The sequence below is a fragment of the Microbacterium trichothecenolyticum genome (genome assembly GCF_041938625.1).
Lineage (GTDB): Bacteria > Actinomycetota > Actinomycetes > Actinomycetales > Microbacteriaceae > Microbacterium > Microbacterium trichothecenolyticum_D.
The window spans coordinates 1,047,350-1,071,661 of record NZ_CP169427.1 but is presented as its reverse complement, the minus strand read 5'-3'; the positions used below and the strand labels follow the sequence as shown (position 1 = coordinate 1,071,661).

Sequence of the window (24,312 nt, the reverse complement as noted above, 5' to 3'; positions counted from 1 at the left end):
ATGGACTGGCTTCAGATTCTCTCCAACACGGCATCGTCGATCATCAGCCCGGCGACCCTCGGCTATGCGCTCGCGGCCCTCGGCCTCGCAGTGCACTTCGGGTATGCGGGCCTCATCAACATGGGCATCGCCGGCTTCATGGCCATCGGCGCCTACGGCTACGCGATCTCCATCCTCACGTTCGGGCTCGAGTGGTGGCTGGCCGCGCTCGTCGGTCTCGCCGCCTCGGCGGTGTTCGCCCTGATCCTCGGCATCCCGACGCTTCGACTGCGCGGCGATTACCTCGCTATCGTGACGATCGCGGCGGCCGAGGTGCTGCGACTGATGTTCCTCACGACGGCGTTCGACGACGTCACGGGCTCGGCCGACGGACTCAGCGGGTACCACGCCAGCTTCCGTGCCTCGAACCCGATCCCACCAGGAACCTACGGGTTCGGCCCCTGGACCTACAACGAGACCCAGTGGTGGGTGCGCATCATGGGCATCATCACCGTCGTGATCGCCGTGATGGTCGTGTGGATGCTGATGCGCAGCCCGTGGGGGCGCACGCTCAAGGGCATCCGCGAAGACGAGGACGCCGTGCGCTCGCTGGGGAAGAACGTCTTCTCCTACAAGATGCAGTCCCTGGTGCTGGGCGGCATGATCGCCGCGGCAGGTGGAATCGTCTACGCCCTCCCCTCGGCGGTCAGCCCCGGCGTCTACGTCACGTCGCTCACATTCTTCGTGTGGACGGCGCTGCTGCTCGGCGGCGCGGCGACCGTCTTCGGCCCCATCCTCGGCTCGCTCATCTTCTGGGCGCTGCAGACGTTCCTTTCGAACGTTCTGCCGGCCATGGCGTCCGCCGGCCTCCTCTTCGGGATGTCGCAGATCCAGGCGAGCATCCTGCGCTTCATCCTCGTCGGTGTCGCGCTCATGCTGCTCGTGATCTTCATGCCGCAGGGCATCCTCGGCAACAAGAAGGAGCTGACCTTTGTCAAGTAACAGCGCACCCGAGACCGCCACCGGCCCGGTCGCGCGCCCGAAGACGACCGGCCTCCACGTCGGAGACGCCGGCCCTGGCGTGCCTAAGGTCGATCCGATCATCGTCGCCGACGACGTCCGCCGCTCGTTCGGCGGTGTCACCGCCGTCGACGTCGACCACCTCGAGATCCCCCGCGGGGCGATCACTGCGCTCATCGGCCCCAACGGGGCGGGCAAGACGACCCTGTTCAACCTCCTCACCGGCTTCGACAAGCCTGACAGCGGCACCTGGAGCTTCGACGGGCACAACCTCTCGGGCGTCGCGGCGTACAAGGTCGCCCGCATGGGCCTTGTCCGCACGTTCCAGCTGACCAAGGCGCTGGGGCTGCTCACCGTCATGGACAACATGAAGCTCGGCGCGACAGGACAGCGCGGCGAGCGCTTCTGGGCGAGCCTCATCCCTGCGCTGTGGCGCAAGCAGGACGACGACATCGAAGAACAGGCGATCCGCCTGCTCGAGAAGTTCAAGCTCGATGCCAAGGCGGACGACTTCGCCGCGAGCCTGTCGGGCGGTCAGCGCAAACTCCTCGAGATGGCCCGCTCGCTGATGACGAAGCCCACGCTGGTCATGCTCGACGAGCCGATGGCCGGCGTCAACCCTGCGCTCACACAGTCGCTGCTCGACCACATCCTGGACCTCAAGGACGAGGGCATGACCGTCCTCTTCGTCGAGCACGACATGCACATGGTCCGGCACATCGCCGACTGGGTCGTGGTGATGGCCGAGGGCCGCATCGTCGCCGAGGGCGATCCGTACACGGTGATGCGGGATCCCGCGGTCATCGACGCGTACCTCGGCGCGCACCAGGAGCTCGACCTCGGTGTCGTGACCGGCCGCATCGATGTGATCGACGCGGACGCGACGACGGATGCTGCCGCCAGCGCAAGCGCCGATGCCCAGGCTCTCGTCGACGCCGGCATCGCCGAAGAGGAGGGTGTCGCTGCGGCTTCGGCCGACGGCGCCCCCGACAGCGCCGCGGAGAAGCCCGTCGACGACGCAGGTCAGTCCACCGATCGGTCGGACGAAGACAAGAAGGACCGCTCATGAGCGTCACCAGCACCCAGACCCCGGTCGTCTTCGTCGACGACGTGCACGCCGGCTACCTGCCGGGGGTGAACATCCTCAACGGCTGCTCGCTTGTCGCCCACCAGGGCGAGCTCATCGGCATCATCGGACCCAACGGCGCCGGGAAGTCGACGCTGCTGAAGGCGATCTTCGGTCAGGTCAACGTGCGGAGCGGAACCGTCTCGCTCGAGGGCGAGGACATCACCGGCCTCAAGGCCAACAAGCTGGTAGGGCGCGGTGTCGGGTTCATCCCGCAGACGAACAACGTCTTCCCCAGCCTCACGATCGAAGAGAACCTGCAGATGGGCCTCTACCAGCGGCCCGGCGTCTATAAAGAGCGCCTCGAGTTCGTGACGGGCATCTTCGCCGAGCTGGGCAAGCGCCTCAAGCAGCGTGCCGGGTCGCTCTCGGGCGGTGAGCGGCAGATGGTCGCGATGAGCCGTGCGCTCATGATGGACCCCAAGGTGCTGCTGCTCGACGAGCCTTCGGCCGGCCTGTCCCCCGTCCGGCAGGACGAGGCCTTCATCCGCGTCTCCGAGATCAACAAGGCGGGCGTCACCTGCATCATGGTCGAGCAGAACGCCCGCCGCTGCCTGCAGATCTGCGACCGCGGCTATGTGCTCGACCAGGGCCGCGACGCGTACACCGGCACGGGTCGCGAGCTGCTGCAGGACCCGAAGGTGACCGAGCTCTACCTCGGCACGCTCGGCACCTGACACCGCACACACGTGCTACGAAAGGGACGGATGCCTCGGCATCCGTCCCTTTCGTCGCTCCGGCGTGGAAGCCCGCACTGCCGTTGGAACACGAAGAGCCCCGGGTCCGAAGACCCGGGGCTCCTGATCAGGAAGGATCAGCCCTCGTACGCGACGTAGGTGTTGTCGTCGAGGTACTCGTAGATCCCGATCGACGCCTCGGTCGGGTCGCCGACCTCGTCGAACGTGATCGGGCCGGAGATGCCGTCGTAGTCGGCCGTGCCGCCACCGAGGATGATGTCGGCGCACGCGGCGAACGTGTCGCACTTCTCGCCGTCACCGCTGCCGCCCGAGACCTCGACGAGCTTCTCCGCGATTGCGGTGCCCTCGGTCGACTGAGCGGCGAGCGAGGCGAGCGCGAGAAGGACCGTCGCGTCGAACGACTCGGCCGCGTAGCTGTACTCGGTCAGCGGTTCCATGCCCTCGCCCTCGACGAAGGCATCGAGTTCGTCGGTGAACGCAGAGATCGAGTCGATCGACAGACCGGGGAGCGTGCCCTTGGCGCCGGTGAGCGATCCGGCCGGGAACCCCTCGTCGTCGAAGTTCGACAGGTTGCCGTCGACGAAGTAGAGCTTCTCGGGCGGGATCTGGCCGAACAGCGACGGGAGGATGGTCGTGACCTCTTCGAACGTGATCAGTGCGATTGCGTCGGGGTCGGCCGCGAGGACCTCCGAGACCTGCGCGTCGAACGACGTGTCACCCGTGTTGTAGGTCGGCTCCGCGACGACCTCGCCGCCCGCGGCCTCGAAGGCCTCCTTCACATAGCCGGCCAGGCCGGTGCCGTACGAGTCGTTCAGCACGATCATGCCGAGCGTCTGGTTGCCGTCTTCGGCGATCAGGTTTCCGAGGACCTCGCCCTGAAGGACGTCCGACGGAGCAGTACGGAAGTAGAGCCCGTTGTCTTCGTAGGTCGTGAAGGCGTCCGACGTGTTCGCGGGCGAGAACTGGATGACGCCGGCGCCGACCACCTGGTCGATGAACTGCAGCGACGTACCCGACGACGCCGCGCCGATGATGGCCGACACGTCCTCGCCGAGCAGGCGCGGGATCTCGGTCTCGTACGCCTTGTTGTCGGTGTCGCCCGAGTCACCGAAGACGACCTCGAGGTCGAGGCCGCTGGTCTCGGTGTAGTCGTTGATCTGCGACTGCGCGTATGCGACGCCGGCCTCCTCGGGCGGGCCGAGGAACGCCAGGTTGCCGGTCTGCGGCAGCGCCGTGCCGATCTTGAGGGACAGCTCCTCGGTGGGGGCTGCGGACTCGGTGGGCTCGTCGCCGCCGCCACCGGCGCAGCCGGCGAGGACGAGGGCGCTGGCGCCGACGAGCGCGATGCCACCGAGGACGGTGGTCGTACGCGAGCGGGTGAAGACGCTCATGTTGCTCCTTGCTGTGTATTGACAACGGGAACGGCTCGGGCGCCGACCCAGTGCACTAAACCTAATCGTCGGCAGGGGTCCGCAATGTTGCCGTTCGTTAACGATCTGTAACGGATTGAAAACCGTGATCGGACCGTAATTCCGGACGCCGATCGACCCGCCGCGCTGTGGATAACCCGGGACTGCGTACCACGTGGCTCGACACCGGGAACGCCCTCCTCGCGCCGGACCGCCATACCCCTCGTGGGTATACACTGTGGTGAGCGGTACCCCTCAGGGGTATCCATCCCCGATCGACAGAGGAGAAGTCATGGCTGAGGCCGAGTACACGGTGACAGGAATGAGCTGCGGGCACTGCGAGGCGTCCGTGCGCGGCGAGGTGTCGAAGCTCGCGGGCGTCCAGGACGTCCAGGTGAGCGCCGCCGCCGGCACGCTCAAGATCGTCTCCGCTGCCGAGCTCGCCGACGACGCCGTCATCGCGGCCGTCGACGAGGCCGGCTACAGCGCGGTCCGCGCATGAGCGAGGCCTCGATCCCCGCCGCCCGGTTCGAACTCGAGATCGGCGGGATGACGTGCGCGTCGTGCGCCGCGCGGATCGAGAAGCGGCTGAACCGGATGGACGGGGTCGAGGCATCCGTCAATTACGCCACGGAGAAGGCGTTCGTCACCGTTCCCGCCGGACTCGACCCGCAGGCGCTCATCGAGGAGGTCGAGAAGACCGGCTACACGGCCGCTCTCCCCGCGCCGCCGGCGACCGAGCCCACCACCGAGGCGCCCGCCGACGCGGAGCTCACGAGCCTCCGGCAGCGGCTCATCGGGTCGGTCGTGCTGTCGGTGCCGGTGATCCTCCTGGCGATGATCCCAGCCGTGCAGTTCACGTACTGGCAGTGGGCGTCGCTGGCGCTCGCGGCGCCGGTGGTGGTGTGGGGCGCGTGGCCGTTCCACCGTGCTGCCTGGATCAACCTGCGCCACGGCGCGGCCACGATGGACACGCTGATCTCGCTCGGCGTCTCGGCCGCATTCCTGTGGTCGCTGTACGCGCTGTTCTTCGGGCACGCAGGGCTCCCGGGCATGACGCACACGTTCGAGTGGTCCGTCACCCCCAGCGACGGCGCGGGCGACATCTACCTCGAGGTCGCCGCCGGCGTCACGACGTTCGTGCTCGCGGGGCGGTACTTCGAGCAGCGGTCGAAGCGCCGCGCGGGCGCGGCCCTGCGCGCCTTGCTCGAGATCGGCGCGAAGGACGTCGCGGTGCTGCGCCCCGCGGGCGCCCCCGCCGGTCAGGTCTCACTCGGCATGCCGGGGATCGGCTCCCCCGAAGTCCCCGCCCTCGTCGAGGTGCGCGTGCCCGTCGCCGACCTCCGCGTCGGCGAGGAGTTCGTCGTGCGCCCCGGCGAGAAGATCGCCACAGACGGCATCGTGACCTCCGGCACCTCCGCCGTCGACGCCTCGATGGTGACGGGCGAATCGGTGCCCGTCGAAGTCGCGCCCGGCGACCCTGTCGTCGGCGCCACGGTCAACGCGGGCGGCCGGCTGGTCGTGCGCGCGACCCGCGTCGGCGACGACACGCAGCTCGCGCAGATGGCGCGGCTCGTCGAGGACGCCCAGTCGGGAAAGGCGAAGGTGCAGCGGCTGGCCGATCGCATCTCGGGCGTCTTCGTGCCGATCGTGCTGCTGATCTCGCTCGGCACGCTGGCGGCCTGGCTGCTCACCGGCGCCCCCGCTGCGATGGCGTTCACCGCCGCCGTCGCGGTGCTCATCATCGCGTGCCCGTGCGCGCTCGGTCTCGCGACCCCGACGGCGCTGCTCGTCGGCACCGGCCGCGGCGCGCAGCTCGGCATCCTCATCAAGGGCCCCGAGGTGCTCGAGTCCACGCGCACCGTCGACACGGTCGTGCTCGACAAGACCGGCACCGTCACGAGCGGCCGCATGTCGCTCGTCGACGTCGTCGTCGCGGGCTCGCTCGACCCCCACACGAATGAGGCGTCCGCCGCCCGCGCCGAGGTGCTGCGCCTCGCGGGCGCCCTGGAACACGCCTCCGAGCACTCGATCGCGCAGGCGATCGCCCGTGCCGCCGCCGCCGAGGCCGGCGCCCTCCCCCACGTCGAGTCGTTCCAGAGCATTCCTGGGAAGGGCGTCTCGGGGGTCGTGGAGGGCCACGCCGTGCTCGTCGGCCGCGAGGCCCTGCTCGCGGACTGGGCGCTGACGATCCCCGACGACCTGGCCGCCGCGAAGACTGCAGCCGAGGCGCTCGGCCGCACCCCGGTGCTCGCCGCCTGGGACGGCGCGGTGCACGGACTCCTCGTCGTCGCCGACCGGGTCAAGCCCACAAGCCGGGAGGCCGTCGCCCAGCTGAAGGCCCTCGGCCTCACGCCGGTGCTGCTCACCGGCGACAACGCCGCCGCGGCGCGCGCGATCGGCGACGAGGTCGGCATCGAGCGCGTGATCGCCGAGGTGCTTCCGCAAGACAAGGTCGCCGTCGTCACCGAGCTCCAGGGCGAGGGCCGCGTCGTCGCGATGGTCGGCGACGGCGTGAACGACGCCGCCGCGCTCGCGCAGGCCGACCTCGGCCTCGCGATGGGAACCGGGACGGATGCTGCGATCGAGGCCTCCGACATCACCCTGGTCCGCGGCGACCTGCGGAGCGCGGCCGACGCGATCCGCCTCTCCCGCGCCACCCTCGGCACGATCAAGGTCAACCTCTTCTGGGCCTTCGCCTACAACGTGGCCGCGATCCCGTTGGCGGCCCTGGGCCTTCTGAACCCTATGATCGCCGGAGCGGCGATGGCGTTCTCGAGCGTCTTCGTGGTGGGCAACAGCCTGCGCCTGCGCCGGTTCCGCAGCCTCTCGACCACTGACCGTTGAAGGAGTCCGACATGACCGACATCGCTCTCGAGCACTCCCACTCGCACGCCGACGACCACGCCCACCACGGCTACATCACCGACAAGGACAAGTACCTCAACCGCCTCAAGCGCATCGAGGGTCAGGCCCGCGGCATCCACAAGATGGTCGAGGACGAGAAGTACTGCATCGACATCCTCACGCAGATCAGCGCGCTGACCTCCGCCCTCGAGGCCGTCGCGGTAGGCCTCTTGGACGACCACCTTCGCCATTGCGTGGTGGATGCTGCGCGCCTGGGCGGCGCGGAGGCCGACGCCAAGATCACCGAGGCCACGCAGGCCATCGCCCGCCTCGTGCGCTGAGCCCTACGCCGCGACGCGCGTGCGGCGGGCGTGGATGAGCGAGTCGACCGTGAGGACGACGAGGGCCACCCACACGAGGCCGAAGCCGATCCAGCGCTCGAGGGGCATCGGCTCGCCGAGCACCAGCCAGCCCACCAGGAACTGCAGCACCGGCGCAACGAACTGCATCAGCCCGATCGTGGTGAGCGACACCCGGCGCGCACCCGCCGCGAACAGCAGCAGCGGCACGGCCGTGATGACGCCGGTGAGGCTGAGGAGCACGGTGTGCTGCCATCCGAACGCACCCATCGTCAGACCTTCAGTCGCACCGACGATGACGAGGACGACCACGGCGATCGGCGAGAGCCACAGCGTCTCGAGCGTGAGGCCGCTGACCGCGTCCACCGACGGGCCGACCTTCTTCTTCACGAGGCCGTACAGACCGAAGGATGCGGCGAGCGTGAGCGCGATCCAGGGGAAGGCGCCGTAGCCGATCACGATGACGAGCACCGCGGCCGCGGCGATGCCGATCGCGACCCACTGGGTCGTGCGCAGGCGCTCGCGGAGCACCAGCACCGCCAGGAGCACGGTGGCGATCGGGTTGATGAAGTAGCCCAGGCTGGTCTCGATGACGTGGCCGCTGAGCGCGCCGTAGATGAAGACCTGCCAGTTGACGTAGATCAAGAGGCCCGCGATGACGGTGAGCCCGAGCACCTTCGGCTGCCGGAAGATCGCGGCGAGGCGTGGCCACGTGCGGGTCACCGTGAGCAGCAGGGCGCAGAAGACGAGCGACAGCAGGATGCGCCAGGCCACGATCTCCCACGGCCCGGTCGGCGCGAGGAGCAGGAAGTACAGCGGCAGGAAGCCCCACAGCAGGTACGCCGAGAACGTGAAGATCCCGCCGAGATTGCGCTCCCGGGCCTGGGCCGCGTCGCTCACGATCCGACGCGTGCCGGTCGTGACGCCGAGGTCGAGCGCCGTCGAGTCGTCGAGCCCGTCCACAGCGGTGGGTTCCGACGGGGAGGACTGCGGGTGGCTCACTGAGTCAGCCTACGCCCGCCCACCTCGCGCCCGGCCCGCTGCCCGGGGCTCGCAGCATCCGTTCTCCGTCGTCCGTGACGTGATTCCTGCCACCGGGAACGACGAGAGGGCCGGATGCCGAAGCATCCGACCCTCTCGTTTCGCGCGGTGCGCCGAACTCAGCGGACGACGACCGCGAGGACGTCGCGAGCCGACAGGACGAGGAACTCGTCGCCGCCGAACTTGACCTCGGTCCCGCCGTACTTGCTGTAGATCACGCGGTCGCCGACGGCGACGTCGAGCGGGATGCGGTTGCCGTTGTCGTCGATACGACCCGGGCCCACCGCCACGACCTCGCCCTCCTGGGGCTTCTCCTTGGCGGTGTCGGGGATGACCAGACCGCTGGACGTGGTCTGCTCGGCCTCGACCTGCTTGATGACGATGCGGTCCTCGAGCGGCTTGATGGAAACCGACACGGTCTACCTCTTCTTTCTTGAGACTAAGACTCGTTAGCACTCTGACGTTGAGAGTGCTTACGTCAGTCTAGGCAACCGGCTGGCACTCATGCAACGTGAGTGCCAATGAGTCGTCACACGGATGCTGCGACCCTGCTGCTTCGCCCCGTGACACCGACGCTTCGCAAAGCGACCAACCCCTTGAGGGCGATTTCGAAGCGGATGTATCATCGCAAGCGTCGGCCGCTCTTCCGTGGGGAACGAAACTAAGGCAGCCGATGCGAGGTCGGGGGAGCTCGCACGCAACGATGTGGGGGCGTTTCAGCGTGGAAACCTATTTCCTCTCGGTTGATGTCGGGACCAGCCGAGTAGGAGCAGCAACAGCACGACTCGCTCCCGACGGCAGTATCGTCACCTCCTCTTTCCCGCTCGGTCGCCGCGGCGACAGCGTGGCAACCGTGGTCTTCGTCGCCGAGGACGGTGAGCTGCTCTTCGGTGATGCCGCGGAGCGCCGCGGAGTCACGCAGCCTGAGCGATTGATTCGCGAGTTCAAGCGGAGCATCGGGGATGAGATCCCGATCGTCGTCGGAGGACACTCGATCCCCGCGGAGCAGCTGTACGCGCGGACCGTCGCGGATGTGATCGACACGGTGGCGGAGCGCGAAGGCGCGCGCCCGGAGGGCGTCACCCTGACACACCCTGCGATGTGGGGCCCGCACCGCATCGGCCTGGTGCGCTCCGCGCTCGAGGCGATCGGCGTGAGCGACGTCGCCTTCATCACCGAGCCCGAGGCGGCCGCACGTCATTACGATGCGTCCCGCAACGTCGAAGACGGTCAGATCCTCGCCGTGTACGACCTCGGTGGCGGCACGTTCGACTGCGTGGTGCTGCGCAAGGACGAAGCCAGCTTCGACCTCGTGGGCGAGCCCGTCGGCATTGACAATCTCGGCGGCGCGGACTTCGACGACGCCGTTCTGCGTCACGTGCTGCGCACGGCGGAAGTCCCTGCCGAAACACTTCAAGACGCCTCCGCCGACTCCCGCATCGCGCTCTCCCAGCTGCGTCGCGAGTGCGTCGACGCCAAAGAGGCCCTCTCGTTCGACTCGGACGTCGTGATCCCGGTACTTCTGGCGGGTGGCCGCTCGAGCGTGCGGCTGACGCGCGCGGAGTTCGAGAGCATGATCGACGAATCGCTCGCCAAGACGATCGACGCTCTCGAGGATGCTCTCGAGGACGCGAGCATCGACCCTGATCAGGTCGAGTCCATCCTGTTGATCGGCGGCTCGTCGCGGATCCCGCTGGTCACCCAGGGCCTCTCCGAGCGGTTCGGCCGCCCGACCGCGATCGACGCCGACCCGAAGTCGTCGATCGCGCTCGGCGCTGCCCGTACTGCGCTCGTCCGCTCGACCGACGCGCAGCTGGGCGTGTCCAGCGAACTGGCCATCTTCGATGGCACGTCGGCCTCGGCCGCCGAGCTGGAGCTCGCGGGATCCCCCGTCGAGCGCGGCATCCCCGCCCCGGTCGGTCCTGTCGTGGCAGCCTCCTCTGCGCCCAGCGCCCGGCACATCGTCGCGATCGCGGGCGGCGCGGTCGTCGTCGCTGCCGCCATCGTGTTCGGAAGCACACTCACGGCCGGCACGGGGGCGCTGAACGGTTTCTTCACCGTCTCGACCGAGCCGACGCCCGAACCCACCGACGAGCTGGTCGTCCCCGAGGCGGGCACCCCGGAGGCGCAGCAGCCGGCTCCCGACACCGCCGCCCCCGTCACCGAGCAGCCGGCCCCGCGTGCGGCCAATCCGCAGCGCAAGGGTGCGACGCCGCAGAAGAAGACCACGACCACGACCACCACGACCACAGAAGCCGCACCGGCGCCTCGTCCCACCAAGGGCGCTTCGCCCGCCCCCAGCCCCGGCTCGGGGAGCACGGGCGGCACAGGCAGCACGGGCGACAGCGGAGGCACCGGCGGGACCGGAGGCACCGGCGGGACCGGAGGCACCGGCGGGACCGGCGGCACGGGTACCACCGGTGCCGACCCGGAGCCGGAGCCCACACAGGAACCGCAGCCGGAGCCCACGCAGGAACCGCAGCCGGAGCCCACGCAGGAACCCCAGCCGGAGCCCACGCAGGAACCCCAGCCGGAGCCCACGCAGGAACCCCAGCCGGAGCCCACCCAGGAACCGGCCCCGCCCGCTGACCCGCCGCCCCCGGCCGATCCCGCGCCCACCGAGCCGGCGCCCGAGCCGAGCCCGACCTTCGAGCCCGTGCCCTGACGTCGGCCAGCGACGGGTTCATCATGTCTTCGACCACACTGACGGTGGCGGCGTTCTTCGACGCGACGACCTTCACCGGAACACGCCACGCGCGTCCTCTCATCGAAGCGCTCACCACGCACGACCTGCCGCCGCGCGTGCTGATCTCGGGGAACGCGGGTTCCGGAAAGACCACGATGCTGCGAGGAGCGCAGCGATTCCTCACGCAGAAGCGCGCCACGGTGAGCGTCCTCGGCCCCGACACCGACGTGCTCGACGTCCCCGCGGCAAGCATCCTGCTCGTGGATGACCTGCATCTGCTTCCCGCCGCGCAGATGGAGGGATTGCGCGTGCGCGCGAGCGATCCTGACGCGGCCCTCGTCGCGACGAGCCGGCCGTGGCCGCACTCTCACGCGCTGTCCTCGATCGCGCGGCACCTCGAGCGCAGCCGCCCCGCGGTGGTACTGGGCCACCTCACGCGGGCGGACGTGCTCGACTACCTGGAGGCGAACGAGCGCACGCTCAAGCCGACGTGCCTCGATCATCTGCTCGAGGTGACCGGCGGGGTGGCGTGGCTCGTGTCCGCCGCGCTCGCGGCGCACGATGATCGCGACTGCGCGGACGACGGCACTCACACTGCTCTCGGCAACGTGCTCGAGCAGAGCGTCGCCCACCGGATGGGCGTGGTCGACGACGACGTGCGGCGCACCATCGAGGCGATGAGCGTGTGGTCGGATGACGCGCCGGTGATGACGGACGACCCCGACGATGTCGAGAGCGTCATCGCCCAGGGCTACGCGGAGGGTCTGCTGCTGCGGAGCGGGCGGCCGGTGCCGGTCGTCCGCTCCGCCGTGCGCGCGAACCTCTCGGCCCGCCGGCTGGTCGACCTGCTCGCGGCGATGCCCGGCGGCATGGATCCGCTCGCCTCCCGCAACGGCGACTGGCTCGCAGACATCCGCGACCCCCGCCTGTCACCGGCCCTCCTTGAACACGGAGACCAGCTTCTCGAATCCGATCCGGTGCGCGCGAGCGAACTGTACGCCGCTGCGGCCGAGACCGGAGTGAACTCGGCTGACCTCGCCGCGAAACGCGCACAGGCGGCGTTGTCGTGGGGTGATGTCGACTCAGCGGCCCAGCTGCTCGATGAGGCGATGGCGTTCGCCGATCGTTCCGACGACGTCTCGGCGCGCATCGCAGATGTCGCGGCCGCGACCTGGTCGATGCGAGGCATGCTGCACACCGGGGCGGGATTCTACGAGGCCTTCCCGCCGACGACGGCGGAGGCATCCGTCCGTCGTCTGATCGCTCGCATCGGGGTGGGCGAGGCGGGCGCGGCCGAGACGGACGACGCATCGCCCGACGTGCAGCGCGCCGCTCCCTCGACGCTGGGTGTCGCGATGAACCTGCTGCAGCGCGGCCTCCTGACGTCATTGCGCGCCGACCATGGCGACGCGGCCGTGGCCGATCTCGTGCGCGCGTCGCACCTGTTCACGGCGTCGCGCTCCGCCGCACCGATGCCCGAGCACCCCGCGATCATCGCCGCCGTAGCCGCCATCAGCGCCGGAGACCTCGCGACAGCGCGGGCGGTCGTGGATGCCGCGATCGACGGCCATCAGGGAACCTCGTGGGTGATGTCGCGACTCCTGCTGTGGAAGTCGTGGATCGCGCTGCAGCAGGCGAAAGGTGCGCGGTCCCGCGAGGCGCTCGAGGCCTCGGTCGCGCTGACGCCGAAGGCAGCGGCGCGCGATGAGCTGCTCCTTCAGGCGATCCGCGTCGGCCTGGCGCGACGGTATGAGGACGCCGCCGGCCTGGAGGCAGCGTGGGAGCGCGGCCGCGACGGCCTGCTCGACGCCGACGTCGACCTCTACACGCTGCTGCCTCTCGTCGAGTTCGTCAGCGCCGGTGCCCGGGTGGGCGACGAGGCCGTCACCGAGCCGCTCTTCAGCCGCGCGCTCGCCCTGGTCGAAGCGCTCGGCCGGCCGGCGCTCTGGTCGGCTCATCTTCGGTGGGCCGGCATCCAGCGGGGCATCCTCCGTAACCGCCCCGAGTCACTGAGCCCTCACGCGCACGCTCTGGTGGACGCCGCACCGCACAGTGGCGTCGCCGAGACGATGGCGAAGGCCGGGCGCCTGTGGACGTCCGTCCTCGCCGGCTCGGTCGACGTCGACGAGGTCGACGCGGCCGCGCAGTCCCTCGCCGCGATCGGATTGAGATGGGATGCCGCGCGCCTGGCCGGTCAGGGAGCCGGACGCTCCGACGACCGCAAAGTGTCGGCACGCCTGCTCGCACGGGCACGAGAGCTGTTCCCGCAGGAGAAGCCGGCGGTCACGGAGACACCGGGCGAGAACGCCGAAGCACCCGCAGGCACCGTGGAATCGGTGCTGAGCGAGCGTGAGACGGATGTCGCGCGCCTGGTGGTCGAGGGAAAGACGTACGCCGAGATCGGCGAGACGATCTTCATCTCTCCGCGCACCGCGGAGCACCACATCGCCAGTATCCGGCGACGGCTCGGCGCGACCTCCCGCTCTGATCTGATCGCCAAGCTGCGCGTCGCGCTCTCGCAGACCCGGCCCTTCGCCGACGACGTGTGAGGACCCGCGTCCAGAACCCCCAAGAGCCCCCCTACCGATTCGGGAAAACCCCCGATTCGCCGATTGTGAGAAACACCTAATGTCGACAGTGATTCTCGAAGTGACAGGAGCCGAGTCATGACAACACCCTTGGCAACCATTGCCGACGCATTGATCGAGTTCATACTCAGTCTCCTGGGCGACCCGGCCGCCGCAGCCGAGTTCGAGGAGGACCCCCAGGGAACGCTGGCCCGCAACGGCCTCAGCGACGCGTGCGTCGAGGACGTCCGCGCCGTCGCGCCGGTCATCGTGGACCACCCCCACGTCACGCCCAAGCCGCCGATGCCTCCGGCACCGCCGAAGCCCCCGTCGGTCGAGAACGAGATCTACAACATCACGAACAGCTTCGCGATCGACAACCGCGCGACGATCGTGGACCAGTCGGTGAACCAGAACATCTGGGCGGACGGCGACGTCAACCAGATCTTCGATCAGGAGGCCGTCGTCAACAGCGGCGACAACGGTGCGGCTGCCGGCGACGACGCCGAGGTCGACAACTCCGAGGACACCACCACGGTGGGCGACGTGTCGATCGGCAACGAGGACACGACGACGAACATCGACGGCTCGTTCAACGACAACTCGACCAACACCGACACGGACGTGGACGCCGAGGCCGACGACTCGTTCAACAACTCGCCCGACTCCGACCCCGTCGTGTCCGCGACCGTCGAGGCGCCGCCCGCCGAGGCCGCGCCCGTCGAGGCGGTCGCGCCGCCGGTCGAGATCGAGACGGTGGCCGACGACGCGTACGACTACGCCGTCGACGCGGCGACGTTCGTCGCCGAGGAACCGCCGCTCGAGCTGGAATCCGAGGACCAGTACTAAGGATTCGACGTGCCCGATCGGGAAGACGACGACCGTTCGCGCGCCCTGGCAGGCCCAGGGCGCGCGAACGCGCGTCCCAAGCCGCCCCCGCCCACTTTCGAGGAGGCCCCGCCCGCGACCAACGCCATCGGACGTGTGCCGGTGCGCAAGGTGCCGGCCTCGAGTGTGCAGCGCCCTCCGGCGCCGGACGCCGCGCCGAGACAAGCAACCCCTCCGCCTCCGCCGCCACCCCGGCGAGAGGCACCGGAGCGCCCGCCGACCGCCAGCGCGAACGCGGCCCCGGTGCTCACGAAGCGCCCCCCACCGTTCTCCGTCAGGCTGAGCCAGTTCCTCTGGGTGTTGAGTCTGCTCACCGGCGGTGTCGCGGTGGTCTATCTCTTCGTCATCCGTGAGGACCAGCTCCCCATCATCGCGGACGTCGTCCGTGCGGTCGAAGACGGCCGGAGCGAAGAGACCTACACCGCGGCGGCCGACATCATCTTCTGGATCGTGTTCGGCGCGGCGCTCGCGCTGCTCTTGGTGCAGATCGTGCTTCTCGTGTCGTTCACCAACCGCAAGCCGCACGTCCGGTGGTGGCAGCTGGCCACCGTGGTGGGGCAGATCCTGCTCTTCCTGCTGTCAGCGGAGATCTTCACCACCGGCGAGCACGCCCCCGTCCTGCGGCAGGTGCTCTTCGCGCAGTGGGCCCTCGCCCTGCTCGCGCTCCTGTTCAGCACGTTCCACGGCGCTCTCCAGTGGACCGCCCGCAAGTACGACGTCCGGCGCGCCGGCGACGGAGACGAGTTCTGACGCGACCTCCTCGAGGCTGCGGATCACCGAGCGGGCGACCTCCACGGTGGCCCGCTCGGCGAGTGGCGACTCGCTGAGCGTTCGCCAGCGCGCGAGGAGCTCCTCGACGCGCTCGCGACTCTCGGCGGTGGTGGCCGTCTCCGGCAGTGCCAGACGGGCGGTTGCGGAGGGCCCGGTCCCGCCGATGATGCGCTCCGCCTCCTCCGCATCGAGTCGACTCAGGGGCAAGCCCGAGGAGCGAGCTCGCGACAGCAGCGAGAGCTCGCGCAGCGTGTGCGCCGACGCGTAGATGCGCTCGATCCCACCCAGGACCGCGTCCGCGCCGTCGCGTGGCTTCTCGCGCATGAGCTTCTGCAGCGCGTCGAGCACACCACGCACCTTCAGCGCCCCGGCGCGGGTGCGGAACTGCAGCTGGATGAACTGCTGCAGCTCGTTCAGGCCGCTCTGCTGCACGAGCTGCTCCGAGAGCTGCGACGAGTCGGAGGCGCCGCCGCGGATCAGTGCGCTCGCGAGGCGTACGCCGAAGATGCCGAAACGGTTCAGCAGCTCGCGGCGGACATCCTCGCTCAGCGTCGTCGCCTCCGTGGGGCGCACGAATCGATCGGCCGACACCATGAGAGCCTCTCGAGACTTCCGCTCCAGGCTCGCCAGGTCGCGGAAGGCCGCGAACTCGTCTTCGCGCAGCGTCCGCGCGCTCTCGGCGAGGAGGCCCGCGACAGGCACGACGCCGAGCGACAGCGACGCGAGATCCCCGTCCTTCTCGTAGCGGCGCGCCACTTTCCCTGCCGACAGCAACGAGTCGATGCGACCTGATCCGATCTCGTCGGCGCGCGACAGCACCGCGACCGCGTTCACGGTCTGCGACGCACCGGCAGCGGTGTCGCGGAAAGACTCGAGGAACTTCAGATCCGACGCGTGCAGGTGGCGCATCAGGTAGACGATCGCGTCTGCCGAGGAGGGCTCGGTGTCGGGCACGAGGAAGTCCGTGGAGCGCGCCGACACGTCCCGCGAGAGCGAAGCGATTCCCGGGGTGTCGATCAGGATGAGTGAGCGCAGCCCCGTCGACGGCCAGCCGACGTCGATCCAGGCGACGTCTTCCGGCGGGACGCCGCCCAGATCGAGCACGAGCCGGCCCGCGTCGCGCCGGATGGGCATCCGGCGCGGCTCTCCCTCGAAGGGGTGCATGGTGATCATCGGGGTTGCCGAGTAGCGGTACCAGGTGACCACACGCGTGCACTCGCCCGCATCCGTGGGCGCCAGCCGTTCGCCGAGCATGGCGTTCAACAGCGTCGACTTCCCGGCCTTGACCATGCCGGCGAGGGCGAGGCGGATGGGCTCGCTGAGGCGCCGATCCAGGTCGGTGAGCAGGTCGCCGGCTTCCGGGTCGTCGGCGTACAGGTCACGCGCGGCGCGGATCAGGGCGCTCGCGTCGTCGCGGATCGACGCCCTCACCGCTTCGCTGCCTCCACGGCTCGCAGCGGCGGCAGCGCAGGGATCTTGCCCTTCAGCGCCTCGAGTTGCTGAACCCGCAGCTGAAGCTCCTTCACTCGCTGGTCCTGCTCCCCCGCGTAGGTGCCGGCTGCCTGCTTGGCGGCGAGCACCGCGTCCGAGAGGGAGCGGTGCAGCTCGTCGGCGATGCTGCCGAAGTGGTCGCGGGCGGCGCGCTGCACGATGCGCAGGCGATCCTTCAGCTGCTTGCCGACCTGGAACTGGACTTCGTCGAGATACCGCCGCACGAGGGTCTTGGCCTCGAAGCGCCGGCGCGACAGGCGCGAGTTCATGTCCTCCCGGTAGGCCCTGCGCCCCACCAGCACACCGGCCAGGAGCGAGAGCGGGTTGATGAGCGACAGACCGATGAGGCCGGTGGCGAGGCCGACCATGAGCACGCCGCCGTACGAGCCGCGGACCCCGATGAAGATCTTCTCGCCGGCACCCATCTGACGATGTTCGAGCGTCGCCATGTTCTCCACGTCGTCGAGGATGCCTTCGGTGTCGCCGACGTAGATCACGGGGAGGTCGGTCTCCCCCTGGATGAAGAGTTCGGCGACCTCTTCCGAAAGCCATCGCGACCGCTCGTCGGTCCACACGAACGTCTCCGAGACGGCCGCGGAGACGCGCTGATCGAGCCACTCGGTGAGCTGGTCCCAGATCGGCCCGGGGTCGCCCTCGTCGATCGCGTTCTCCGCCTCGCGCTGCACCTTGCGCAGGCGGTCGCGCAGGTCGTGCTCCATGTCCGAGATGAGGTCGGCGACGCCGTCGTTCAGCTGCACCTGCCACTTGGACGACCGTCCCCGGAACTCGTCGGCGCGCGCCTTCGCGTCCTCGAGCTGTGCGATGAGCTTGGGGGTGTCCTCGGGGTGGAGGATCGCCTCGAGCTCCGAGGTCAGCGACATCTTGAGCTGGTCGACGACCGAGATGAGGTCGTGCACGGCGCTGCGAGCTTGGATGATCTCCGCGCGACCGAGGACCTCCTGCCGCAGGTGGCTCACGAGCGCGGGGAAGCCCGACTCCTCGTTGAGCCCGCGGTCGCGCTCCTCCGCGGCGATCAGGCGCAGGTCGCTGGAGACGGCGAAGATCGGCACATCCCCGATGTCGCCGAGGTGCGAGCGGTCGATGCGCTCGATGTCGCGCCATTGCGGGTACAGGTCTGTCTTGGCGAGCACAGCCGCGACGTTCGGAGACACGCGCATCGCGTGCTTGAGGAACTGCACCTCTGGCTCGGTGTACTCCTGTGACGCGTCCGACACGAGAAGAACCGCGTGGGCCGATGACAGCGCGGCAAGGGTCGCAAGAGCGTTCGTCGAGTCCAGACCGCCGACGCCCGGCGAGTCCACCAGTCGCAGGCCGCCCTTGAGCAGCTCGCGCGGGAGAACCACCTCGGCAGTGATGATCTTTCGCTCGTTGCCCGGATTCCCGCTCTCCGATACGTACTGGGCCAGGTCCTCGAGCGCGATGCGCTGGCGCACGGGAGGCGTGTCGTCGTCGCCCTGAACAGTCACCCAGGCGTCAGGTTCCGGCGCGTAGCCGACCGACGTCGGCACGCTCGTGGCCACATCGTCGTCGACCGGGCAGACCGGCGCGTTGACGAGAGCATTGATGAGCTTGCTCTTGCCCTGCTTGAACTCGCCGACCACGATGACCCGGACGTTCGGGTCTTGCAGGCGCGCGTGCGTGTTCTCGAGGCGTTTTGCCAGATCACCGCGCCCCGTCGTCGTGGCGAGCTGGCCGACATTGTCGACGATGGAGACGAGCGCTTTGCTGGCTGCCGGTGCGACCGGCGGCGGTGCCGTCGTATCGGCGTCCCCCGTGCCCGACTTCTGGACGGCCGTGCTTTCAGCCACGAATGCTCCCCCTTGTACGCACTCCCCCACACCACGCTAGTCGAAGGTCAGGAAGCGCGGGCGGTACTGGAAAATACATGTCCGCAACGTGGTCTTGCCCGGCCACCCTTCGGAGGGCGGCCGGGCAAGTGCTGTGCGAATGGATCAGAAGTCGACGATGTCGTCGCCCGCGACGTCGCCGCCAGGGCTGAAGAAGTTGCCGCTGTTCTCCCACTCGATCTCGTTCTCGAACGACGTGTCGACCTCGCTCGTGAACGAGTCCTCGATGTCGACGTCGACGTCGGTCGACTGGTCGTTGAACGAGTCGTCGATCTCGACCTCGAACTCGTTCCACTCGTTCGTCGAGTTGTCCTGGAACGAGTCCTGGATGTGGGTGTCGATCCACGTGTTGCCGATCGACACGTCGCCGACGCTGATCGTCGTCTGCGAGTTGTCGACGTCGGCGTCGTCACCGGCGGCGGCACCCCAGTCACCCGAGTTGGCCACAGCCTCCTGCTCGAACTCCTGGTCGACGTCGCCGTTCACGAAGCCGAACGACTGCTGGACCGACTGATCGACGACCTGTGCGCGGTTGTCGATGTCGAGGTTCAGCGCGCCCGACGCGGCCGCGGCCGCAGCAGCAGCGCCGCCGGCACCACCCAGGGCGAGGTTGAGGTCGCCGCCGACACCGGTGTTGTACTGGCGGACGCCGACCGTGACCGAGTCGTCGTTGAGCGTGGTCTCGTTGAACGAGTCGGTGTAGTCGTTGTACGAGTCCTCGGTCTCCGAGTTGTCGTTGTACGAGTCCTCGGTCTCCGAGTTGTCGTCCGTCGAGTTGTCCGAGTTGTCGTTGAACGAGTCCTCGATGTCGACCTCGAGCTCGTTCTCGACCGAGTTGTCGGAGTTGTCCGACTGGTTGCCCACGCCGACCGCGGCGTTGTTGGTCGAGTTGTCGGAGTTGTCCGAGTTGTCGGAGTTGTCCGAGTTGTCGGTGTTGCCGCTGAAGTTGCCGTTGCCCGAGTCGTCGATGTCGGTGGCGTCGCCGCCCACGTTGTCGGAGAAGTTGCCGTTGCCCGAGTCCTCGACGTCGACGTCCGTGTTGCCGATCTCGTTGTCGGAAGCGATGTCGTTGCCGACGGCGCTGTTCACGTTGTTGTCGTCGTTGTCGACGGCGCTGTTGACGTTGTTGTCCTCGACCTCGACGTCGGTGTCGTTGCCGACGACGTTGCCGTCGTTGCCGACGACGTTGTCCTCGACCTCGACGTCGGTGTTCCCGACCTCGTTGTTGGAAAGGACGTCTTCGATGTTGGTCTGAACACCGAGGACATTGACATTCTCGTCAGCCATGATCATTCCTTTGTTCGCGGAGCCTGGTGGCGTACGTGTAAGAGTTTGTTCTCCAGGCCGCGCGCTCACATCCGGGGTGATCCCGCAACCTCCCCGGGGGGATAGGGGGTTCGGGGTAGGGGTTTCCGAAGCGGGTCCGGGGGCGCCCCGAACCGGGGGGCCGTAGGCTCGGCGGGTGGAACTCTCCGAACTCGAAGCGCTCCTGACGCCCGAGGGCCTGCGTCTGCTCGACGCGATGCCGCCGGTGGAGTCCTCTGACGACGTCGCGCGCACCGTGACCCGGCTGCGCCGCGACGGACACTCCCCCGACCTCGTCTCGGCGGTCGTCGGCCAGGCGCGGCTGCGCACGCGCGCGCGGGCGAAGTTCGGCGAACTGGCGGAACGGATGCTGTTCACCCGCGCGGGTCTCGAACAGGCGACGCGTCTCGGCATCGCGGCCCGTCATGCCGCCCGGTTCCGCGACGCCGGCTTCACGCGGGTCGCCGACCTGGGCTGCGGCATCGGCGGCGACGCCCTCGGGCTCGCGGGCCTCGGCCTTCGTGTCACGGCCGTCGACGCCGACGCGGTGACCGCCGGAATCGCCGCCTACAACCTGGCGCCGTTCGGATCCGACGCCGAGGTGCGCCTCGGCACCGCGGAGGAGACCGACCTCAGCGGCTCCGACGCCGTGTGGCTCGACCCCGCCCGCCGCACCGCCGGGCACTCCGAGACCGCGCGCACCCGCCCCGAGGACTGGTCGCCGTCGCTCGACTGGGTGTTCGACCTCGCCGAGCGTCTGCCCGTCGGCGTGAAGCTCGGCCCCGGGCTCGACCGCGGCCTCATCCCCGACGACGTCGAGGCGCAGTGGGTGAGCGCCGACGGGTCGACCGTCGAGCTCGTGCTGTGGTCAGGAGCCCTTGCCCGCCCGGGTGTGCGCCGCGCCGCTCTCGTGATCCGGGGCGAACAGGCGCACGAGTTGACGGCGGAGACGGATGCTGCGGACCAGCCCACCCGTGACCTCGGCGCCTTCCTGCACGAGCCCGACGGCGCCGTCATCCGCGCGCGCCTCATCGGCGACGTGGCGCGCACGCTCGAGGCCGGAATGCTGGACGAGCACATCGCCTACCTCACGTCGGACGCCGCCCTTACCTCGCCGTTCGTCTCGACGTTCCGCGTGCGCGAGGTGCTGCCCGCCGATGAGAAGGCCCTCGCCAAGGCGCTGCGCGAGCGCGACATCGGCCGCCTCGAGATCAAGAAGCGCGGCGTGGACGTCGACCCCGCCGCCCTGCGCACGCGCCTGAAGCTCCGCGGCTCGGCCTCGGCGACGCTCCTCCTCACGCGCATCGGCACGCGCCGCACCGCGATCCTCGCCGACCGCGTCTGACGCGGTATCAGCCGATGATGTGGGCCTGCGCCGCGGCGTAGAGGAGCCAGCCGGCGCTGTAGAGGATCGACAGCGTGCCGAGCACGATCGCCCATACGGCGACGGCGCGGCTTTCGAGCGGGCGGCGCAGCGCGATGATCGCCGACACGACCGCGACCAGGCCGATCGGAAAACCCCAGCCGACGAACATCGACACGAGGAGCCCGACGATCGCGAAGGCGAGCGCCCAGCCCGCGAGCCCGCGGTGGAACGCCGAGTCCGTTGCCGTCCACGTCGTGTCGTCGGGCGTGAAATCGCCGCGCGGCTCCGCCGGCGCGGTCTCGACGGTGACGGCGACGGGTGCGGTGGGCAGGCGGTGGAACCCGCCGCGATGCGCCCCCGGCAGGGGTGACGCGTCCTGCGCGAGGTCGACGTCGGGCGACACCGACGACACGATCGGCTCCGCGGGGGCCTTCGCGCGGTCGGGGACATCGGCGGGAACGGATGCTGCGTCCTCCGGTTGCTGCTCGTTCTCGGGTCTTCCACCCGAAGTCTCCGCTCGCCCCGCGGAGGGCGCTCCAGCGCCCGCAGTCGAAACGCGTTCTGCATCCGCAGGCGCCGGGTCGAGATCGGCCGGGGCGGCCCCGGGCGTCGCGTCCTCGCCGGGTGGCGGCATCCGTTCATCCGTCATGCCGACTCCGCGACCTGGATCTCGGTGACCGGCAGCGTCGAATCCGCCCCGAACTCGAGGGTCGAGGGCGCGCGGCCCGACATGATGAGTTCCGACGTGAGCGCCGCGATCATCGCGCCGTTGTCGGTGCACAGCGACAGCGGCGGGATGCGCACCGTGACTCCCTCGGCCGCGGCGCGCTCGATCGCGACGTCGCGCAGCCGCCGGTTCGCGATGACGCCGCCGCCGAGCAGCAGGCGGGGGACGCCGTAGTCGCGGCACGCGGCGAGCGCCTTGGTGACGAGCACGTCGACGACAGCCTCACGGAAGCTCGCGGCGACATCGGCCACCGGCACCGGCTCGCCCGCCGCCTCGCGCTGCTCGACCCAGCGGGCGACCGCGGTCTTGAGCCCCGAGAACGAGAAGTCGTAGCGGTGCTTCGCCATATCCGACGCGCGCGACAGCCCGCGCGGGAACGGGATGGCCGCAGGGTCTCCGGATGCTGCGGCCCGATCGATCTCGGGTCCACCCGGATACGGCAGCCCGAGCAGGCGCGCGACCTTGTCGAAGGCCTCGCCGGCGGCATCGTCCATGGTCTCGCCCAGGAGTTCGACGTCGGTCGTGAGGTCGCGGACCAACAGCAGCGACGTGTGCCCGCCGGAGACGAGGAGCGCGACCGTCGGGTACTCGAGCGGAGGCGCATCGGCATCGAGGATGTCGGCGGCGATGTGCCCGACGAGGTGGTTCACCGCGTACAGCGGCTTCTCCAGCGACACCGACAGTGCCTTCGCGGCGCCGACGCCGACCATGAGCGCTCCGGCCAGACCCGGCCCCGACGTCACGGCGACCGCGTCGAGGTCGGCGAGCGAGACTCCCGACTCGGCGAGCGCGGCCTCGATCGACGGCTGCAGCGCCTCGAGGTGCGCGCGGGCCGCGACCTCGGGCACGACGCCGCCGTAGCGGGCGTGCTCGTCCATCGAGCTCGCGATGGTGTTCGACAGCAGCGTGCGGCCGCGCACGATCCCGATCCCGGTCTCGTCGCAGCTCGTCTCGATGCCGAGCACCAGCGGTTCCGCGCGGTTCACGTGCACACCCCTCCGTCCGCGTCGCGCCGGGCCCACCCGCGCAGGTCGAGCTTCATCACGACGGCGTCGACGTCGTCGGGCTGGTAGTACCGGGGCTTGCGGCCGATCTCGGCGAAGCCCTCCGACACGTACAGTGCCTGGGCGACGGGGTTGTCGGCGCGCACCTCGAGGAACACGTCGCTGACGCCGCGCCGCGCGGCCTCCTCGAGCAGCGCTCGCAGCATCGCGCGACCACGGCCGCGGCCGCGCGACACCTCGGCGATCGTGATCGTCTGGATGTCGGCATCCTTCGCCCCGGCGACCGCACGGAGCCCCGCGTACCCGACGAGGCGCCCGGCCTCGTCATCGACGACGTACCAGCCGTGGGGTGAGGCGAGCTCCTCGCGCATCATCGCCTCGGACCACGCGTCGGTCGGGAACGACGTCCGCTCGAGCGTCATGATCGCGGCGAGGTCGTCGGCGGTCGCGGCGCGAAGGGTCACGAGCCCACCCGCTTCGGCGCGTGCGGGAGGGTCACGTCGGGCGAGCGCAGGTAGAGCGCGTCGGCGGGCCCGATCGAGCGCTCGGCTCCGAGCGCCCGGGCCGCGGCGAGCGCGAGCATGGCCGCGGGAATCCGGTCGGCATCCCGACGCACGGCCGCGGCGCTCGCGAGCACACCGTCGAGGTCGTCGCGGGGCGCGAGCGCGGGCTCCGCGACGCGGACGGGAAGCCCGTCGTCGTCGAGCCCGCGGTAGAGCGTGTACGCGAACTCGCGGCGGCGCGCGTCGGTCACGACGGCGAACGTCTCGTCGGTCGCGTCCTCGTATCCGCCGGTGAGCGCGTCGTGCAGCAGCAGCTCGAGGGCGACGGCGTCGTGGCTCGGCACCGGCACGACGGGTACGCCGCGCCCGAGGGCGAAGGTGCGCGCCGCGGCGATGCCGACGCGCAGCCCGGTGAACGGGCCCGGTCCCATTCCCGCGGCGACATGCGTGATCTCGGACGGGGAGACGGATGCTTCCGCCAGCGCCCGCTCGATCAGCGTGCCGATCACCTCGGCGTGGCCGCGGGGGTCTGCGCTCTCGACCTGCGAGCGGATGACGCCGTCCGGCTCGACCACCGCCACCGCGGAGCCGAGCGACGTGTCGATGCCGAGGATCACCCTTCCAGGGTAGTCGGCGCCCCGCGTCCCTCGGTCGCCC

Annotated in this window: 20 protein-coding genes; 10 read left to right on the top strand and 10 right to left on the bottom strand. The window is 69.7% G+C overall.

What is annotated here, in order from left to right:
• From ACEYYH_RS04800 to ACEYYH_RS04790, 3 genes are read left to right on the top strand one after another with little or no spacing between them, the layout of a single operon-like run.
• The gene (locus tag ACEYYH_RS04800; protein WP_374977123.1) at positions 1-981 is read left to right on the top strand and encodes a branched-chain amino acid ABC transporter permease; all 981 of its coding nucleotides are present in this window, start codon (positions 1-3) and stop codon (positions 979-981) included.
• A complete protein-coding gene (locus tag ACEYYH_RS04795; protein WP_374977122.1) occupies positions 971-2,068 on the top strand; it encodes an ABC transporter ATP-binding protein in 1,098 nt (365 codons plus the stop codon). The genes ACEYYH_RS04800 and ACEYYH_RS04795 overlap by 11 nt, the downstream gene beginning before the upstream one ends.
• The gene (locus ACEYYH_RS04790; RefSeq protein WP_374977121.1) at positions 2,065-2,802 is read left to right on the top strand and encodes an ABC transporter ATP-binding protein; all 738 of its coding nucleotides are present in this window, start codon (positions 2,065-2,067) and stop codon (positions 2,800-2,802) included. Before ACEYYH_RS04795 ends, ACEYYH_RS04790 begins: the two co-directional genes overlap by 4 nt.
• A gap of 137 nt (positions 2,803-2,939) precedes the next feature.
• On the opposite strand, the gene ACEYYH_RS04785 is transcribed toward ACEYYH_RS04790, so the two are convergent.
• The gene (locus ACEYYH_RS04785) at positions 2,940-4,214 is read right to left on the bottom strand and encodes an ABC transporter substrate-binding protein (RefSeq protein WP_374977120.1); all 1,275 of its coding nucleotides are present in this window, start codon (positions 4,212-4,214) and stop codon (positions 2,940-2,942) included.
• 310 nt (positions 4,215-4,524) lie between these two features.
• Between ACEYYH_RS04785 and ACEYYH_RS04780 the strand changes: the two genes are divergently transcribed.
• Genes ACEYYH_RS04780 through ACEYYH_RS04770 form a run of 3 tightly spaced genes read left to right on the top strand, consistent with a single transcriptional unit; the run spans position 4,525 to position 7,420 of the window.
• On the top strand, positions 4,525-4,734 hold the full coding sequence (locus ACEYYH_RS04780) for a heavy-metal-associated domain-containing protein (protein WP_116194369.1): 210 nt from the start codon (positions 4,525-4,527) through the stop codon (positions 4,732-4,734).
• Positions 4,731-7,079 (top strand): heavy metal translocating P-type ATPase, encoded by a 2,349-nt coding sequence (locus ACEYYH_RS04775; protein ID WP_374977119.1) that lies wholly within the window; start codon positions 4,731-4,733, stop codon positions 7,077-7,079. The genes ACEYYH_RS04780 and ACEYYH_RS04775 overlap by 4 nt, the downstream gene beginning before the upstream one ends.
• Positions 7,080-7,090: 11 nt before the next feature.
• Positions 7,091-7,420: a metal-sensitive transcriptional regulator gene (locus ACEYYH_RS04770; protein ID WP_374977118.1), complete on the top strand. Its 330-nt coding sequence runs from the start codon at positions 7,091-7,093 to the stop codon at positions 7,418-7,420.
• A 3-nt stretch (positions 7,421-7,423) separates the two neighbouring features.
• Here the strand turns inward: ACEYYH_RS04770 and rarD are convergent, their stop codons facing one another.
• Both rarD and groES read right to left on the bottom strand, forming a co-directional pair.
• On the bottom strand, positions 7,424-8,338 hold the full coding sequence (gene rarD / locus ACEYYH_RS04765) for an EamA family transporter RarD (protein WP_374978159.1): 915 nt from the start codon (positions 8,336-8,338) through the stop codon (positions 7,424-7,426).
• Between the two features lie 260 nt (positions 8,339-8,598).
• Entirely contained in the window at positions 8,599-8,895 is a 297-nt protein-coding gene (gene groES / locus ACEYYH_RS04760) for a co-chaperone GroES (RefSeq protein WP_045275440.1), read from the bottom strand.
• Between the two features lie 428 nt (positions 8,896-9,323).
• On the opposite strand from groES, the gene ACEYYH_RS04755 reads away from it, so the two are divergent.
• The 3 genes from ACEYYH_RS04755 (at position 9,324) to ACEYYH_RS04745 (ending at position 14,581) form a co-directional block, all read left to right on the top strand.
• Positions 9,324-11,144: an Hsp70 family protein gene (locus tag ACEYYH_RS04755; protein ID WP_374977117.1), complete on the top strand. Its 1,821-nt coding sequence runs from the start codon at positions 9,324-9,326 to the stop codon at positions 11,142-11,144.
• A 23-nt stretch (positions 11,145-11,167) separates the two neighbouring features.
• Positions 11,168-13,714 (top strand): LuxR C-terminal-related transcriptional regulator, encoded by a 2,547-nt coding sequence (locus tag ACEYYH_RS04750; RefSeq protein ID WP_374977116.1) that lies wholly within the window; start codon positions 11,168-11,170, stop codon positions 13,712-13,714.
• 117 nt (positions 13,715-13,831) lie between these two features.
• Positions 13,832-14,581 (top strand): IniB N-terminal domain-containing protein, encoded by a 750-nt coding sequence (locus ACEYYH_RS04745; protein ID WP_374977115.1) that lies wholly within the window; start codon positions 13,832-13,834, stop codon positions 14,579-14,581.
• Between the two features lie 618 nt (positions 14,582-15,199).
• On the opposite strand, the gene ACEYYH_RS04740 is transcribed toward ACEYYH_RS04745, so the two are convergent.
• The 3 genes from ACEYYH_RS04740 to ACEYYH_RS04730 all read right to left on the bottom strand — a co-directional run bounded on the left by ACEYYH_RS04740 (position 15,200) and on the right by ACEYYH_RS04730 (position 20,037).
• Positions 15,200-16,822 (bottom strand): dynamin family protein, encoded by a 1,623-nt coding sequence (locus ACEYYH_RS04740; RefSeq protein ID WP_374977114.1) that lies wholly within the window; start codon positions 16,820-16,822, stop codon positions 15,200-15,202.
• Positions 16,819-18,711, bottom strand: coding sequence for a dynamin family protein (locus ACEYYH_RS04735; RefSeq protein ID WP_374977113.1), 1,893 nt, complete (start codon positions 18,709-18,711; stop codon positions 16,819-16,821). Before ACEYYH_RS04735 ends, ACEYYH_RS04740 begins: the two co-directional genes overlap by 4 nt.
• A 144-nt stretch (positions 18,712-18,855) precedes the next feature.
• A complete protein-coding gene (locus tag ACEYYH_RS04730) occupies positions 18,856-20,037 on the bottom strand; it encodes a hypothetical protein (protein WP_374977112.1) in 1,182 nt (393 codons plus the stop codon).
• A 175-nt stretch (positions 20,038-20,212) separates the two neighbouring features.
• Between ACEYYH_RS04730 and ACEYYH_RS04725 the strand changes: the two genes are divergently transcribed.
• A complete protein-coding gene (locus ACEYYH_RS04725) occupies positions 20,213-21,400 on the top strand; it encodes an SAM-dependent methyltransferase (RefSeq protein ID WP_374977111.1) in 1,188 nt (395 codons plus the stop codon).
• 7 nt (positions 21,401-21,407) lie between these two features.
• On the opposite strand, the gene ACEYYH_RS04720 is transcribed toward ACEYYH_RS04725, so the two are convergent.
• The 4 genes from ACEYYH_RS04720 to tsaB are packed head-to-tail and all read right to left on the bottom strand — an operon-like array spanning position 21,408 to position 24,272.
• Positions 21,408-22,070: a hypothetical protein gene (locus ACEYYH_RS04720; protein ID WP_374977110.1), complete on the bottom strand. Its 663-nt coding sequence runs from the start codon at positions 22,068-22,070 to the stop codon at positions 21,408-21,410.
• Positions 22,067-23,134: a tRNA (adenosine(37)-N6)-threonylcarbamoyltransferase complex transferase subunit TsaD gene (gene tsaD / locus ACEYYH_RS04715; RefSeq protein ID WP_374977109.1), complete on the bottom strand. Its 1,068-nt coding sequence runs from the start codon at positions 23,132-23,134 to the stop codon at positions 22,067-22,069. The genes ACEYYH_RS04720 and tsaD overlap by 4 nt, the downstream gene beginning before the upstream one ends.
• Positions 23,131-23,616: a ribosomal protein S18-alanine N-acetyltransferase gene (gene rimI, locus ACEYYH_RS04710; RefSeq protein WP_374977108.1), complete on the bottom strand. Its 486-nt coding sequence runs from the start codon at positions 23,614-23,616 to the stop codon at positions 23,131-23,133. The genes tsaD and rimI overlap by 4 nt, the downstream gene beginning before the upstream one ends.
• Positions 23,613-24,272, bottom strand: coding sequence for a tRNA (adenosine(37)-N6)-threonylcarbamoyltransferase complex dimerization subunit type 1 TsaB (tsaB, locus tag ACEYYH_RS04705; RefSeq protein WP_374977107.1), 660 nt, complete (start codon positions 24,270-24,272; stop codon positions 23,613-23,615). The genes rimI and tsaB overlap by 4 nt, the downstream gene beginning before the upstream one ends.
• Positions 24,273-24,312 lie beyond the last annotated feature (40 nt).